This is a genomic window from Dietzia sp. E1, from assembly GCF_014145015.1.
In the GTDB taxonomy this organism is placed as follows: Bacteria; Actinomycetota; Actinomycetes; order Mycobacteriales; family Mycobacteriaceae; genus Dietzia; species Dietzia cinnamea_A.
Genome location: NZ_JAALDU010000430.1, coordinates 1 through 2742 on the forward strand (window position 1 = coordinate 1; position 2742 = coordinate 2742).

General features: G+C 70.5%; 2 protein-coding genes. Both read left to right on the top strand.

Annotated elements, in window-relative coordinates:
• Positions 1-210 precede the first annotated feature (210 nt).
• Entirely contained in the window at positions 211-1905 is a 1695-nt protein-coding gene (locus G6030_RS13475; RefSeq protein WP_182643470.1) for a nitrite/sulfite reductase, read from the top strand.
• Positions 1902-2684 (top strand): phosphoadenylyl-sulfate reductase, encoded by a 783-nt coding sequence (locus G6030_RS13480; RefSeq protein WP_182643471.1) that lies wholly within the window; start codon positions 1902-1904, stop codon positions 2682-2684. Before G6030_RS13475 ends, G6030_RS13480 begins: the two co-directional genes overlap by 4 nt.
• The last annotated feature ends 58 nt before the right edge of the window (positions 2685-2742 follow it).

Consider the following 2742-nt stretch of genomic DNA (forward strand, 5'->3'; position numbering starts at 1 on the left):
ACAGCACCCTGGAAAAAGCCATCCTCCACGCCCTACACGAGCACCTCGACGAACTGCTCCAACCACCACCACCGTTCTGAGAGCGCTCTTCTCGGGCGGCGCGGGTCCGGGCGCAGTGCGGTCTAGGGGACTTACGGGTGGTGAGAGCGCTCGATTCGGTTAGGTGACCCTTGTTAGACAGACCAGTCTGTTCTGACTATTCTCGCCGCCATGACCGATACTGCAGCCGCCCCCCGTACCGCTCGTCCCGCGCGCGCGGCCAAGCCACAGGGGCAGTGGAAGATCGACGGCAAGCTCACGCTCAACCACAACGAGCAGTTTAAGCTCGAGGACGACGCCCTCAACGTGCGCCAGCGCATCCTGGACACGTACTCCAAGGAGGGCTTCGACTCGATCCCGTCGGACGACCTGTCGGGCCGTATGCGCTGGTGGGGTCTCTACACGCAGCGCAAGCAGGGCCTCGACGGCTCCCGCACCTCGAAGCTCGAGGCCGACGAGCTGCAGGACAAGTACTTCATGATGCGCGTCCGCACGGACGGTGGCGCGGTCACCACCGACCAGCTGCGCGTGCTGGCCGGCATCTCGACCGACTTCGCCCGCGGCACGGCCGACATCTCCGACCGGCAGAACATCCAGTACCACTGGATCGCCATCGAGGACGTCCCCACCATCTGGCAGCGGCTCGAGGACGTGGGTATCGACACCGTCGAGGCGTGCGGCGACTGCCCCCGCGTCATCCTGGGCAGCCCGGTCGCGGGCGTCGCGGAGAATGAGATCCTCGACCCCACCCCGGTGATCGAGGAGATCAAGGCCAAGTACATCGGGACCCCCGAGTTCTCGAACCTGCCCCGCAAGTTCAAGTCCGCCATCACCGGCCACCCGAGCCTCGACGTGGTCCACGAGATCAACGACATCTCGCTGGTCGGCGTCGAGCACCCCGAGCTCGGCCCCGGCTACGACCTGTGGGTCGGCGGCGGCCTGTCGACCAACCCCCAGCTGGCGACCCGCATCGGCGTGTTCGTCCGCCAGGAGGAGGCCGCCGAGGTGTGGGCCGGCGTGGTGGGCATCTTCCGCGACTACGGCTACCGCCGCATGCGCACCCGCGCCCGCCTGAAGTTCCTCATCAAGGACTGGGGCGCCGAGAAGTTCCGCCAGGTCCTGCAGGACGAGTACCTCGGCCGCGAGCTCCCCGACGGCCCGGCTCCCGAGCGAGGCGTCGGCTCCGGTGACCACGTGGGCGTCTACGAGCAGAAGGACGGCCGCTTCTACGTGGGCGCCGCCCCGACCGTCGGCCGCGTCGGCGGCGAGAAGCTCGCGCAGGTCGCCGACCTCGCCGAGGCCGCCGGCTCGCACCGCGTGCGCTTCACCCCGCACCAGAAGCTGCTCGTGCTGGACGTCGAGCCGGACAAGGTCGACCAGCTGGTCGAGGGCCTGGCCGCGATCGGGCTGTACGCCCGCCCGAGCTCCTTCCGTCGCGCCACCATGGCGTGCACGGGCATCGAGTTCTGCAAGCTCGCCTTTGTCGACACCAAGGACACCGCCACCTCGCTGGTGGACGAGCTCGAGCGTCGCTTCGCCGACGACGCGCCGCTGCGCACGCCGCTGTCGATCCACCTCAACGGCTGCCCCAACAGCTGCGCGCGCATCCAGACCGCCGACATCGGCCTCAAGGGCCAGCTCCTCGACGGCGACACCCCCGGCTTCCAGGTCCACCTGGGCGGCGGGCTGGCGTCGCAGGACCAGGAGTCCGGCGGCCTCGGCCGCACGGTCCGCGGCCTGCGCGTGCCGTCCGCGGAGCTGCCCGACTACGTCGAACGCGTGATCCGCAAGTACATGGAGACCGGTGCTAGCGGCGAGACCTTCGCCGAGTGGGCGCACCGGGTGGACGAGGAGGTCCTCGTATGACCGCAGTGAGCCTGGAACTGCTGCCCCGCAGCACCGTCCTCACCCCCGGCCCCGGCCGCAAGCGCACGACCGAGGAGCTCAAGGCCATCGCCGAGGAGGCCGGCCGCCGCTTCGACGACCGCGGCCTCTACGGCAACCACTCCGAGATCGACCCGGCAGAGGTGCTGGCCTGGGCGGGGGAGACCTTCGGTGACGCGCTCGCGGTGGCGTGCTCCATGGCCAACACGGTCGTGCCCGAGATGACAGCGCAGCACGCCCCCGGCGTGGACGTGCTGTTCCTCGACACCAGCTACCACTTCTCCGAGACCGTCGGCGTCCGCGACGCCCTCGCCGCCACGCCCGGCCTCAACGTGGTGGACGTGCGCAGCCCGGCGACCCGCGAGGAGCACGAGGCCGCCCTCGGCCCGCGCCCCTACGAGACCGACCCCGAGATGTGCTGCCGCCTGCGCAAGGTCGAGCCGCTCGACGCCGCCCTGTCCGGGTACGAGGCGTGGATCACCGGCCTGCGCCGCGTCGACACCGACCACCGGGCCGGCGCGGCCGTGGTCGAGTGGGACGAGAAGCACTCCATGGTCAAGATCAACCCGCTGGTCGCGTGGACCATGGAGCGCGTCCACGACTACGCCGCCGAACACGGCTGCCTGCTCAACCCGCTGCTCGACGACGGCTACCCGTCGATCGGCTGCGAGCCCTGCACCCGCCGCGTCGAGGCCGGCGCCGACCCGCGGTCCGGCCGTTGGGCGGGCTCGTCCAAGACCGAGTGCGGCATCCACCTGTGACCACCGCGGTCTCGCCGGCGGCGCCGCAGGCCCCGACCGCGCCCACGCTGGACGGGCT

Coding starts and splice junctions, on each gene's coding strand:
- G6030_RS13475 (WP_182643470.1), top strand. CDS start 211: ATGACCGATACTGCAGCCGCCCCCCGTACCGCTCGTCCCGCGCGCGCG.
- G6030_RS13480 (WP_182643471.1), top strand. CDS start 1,902: ATGACCGCAGTGAGCCTGGAACTGCTGCCCCGCAGCACCGTCCTCACC.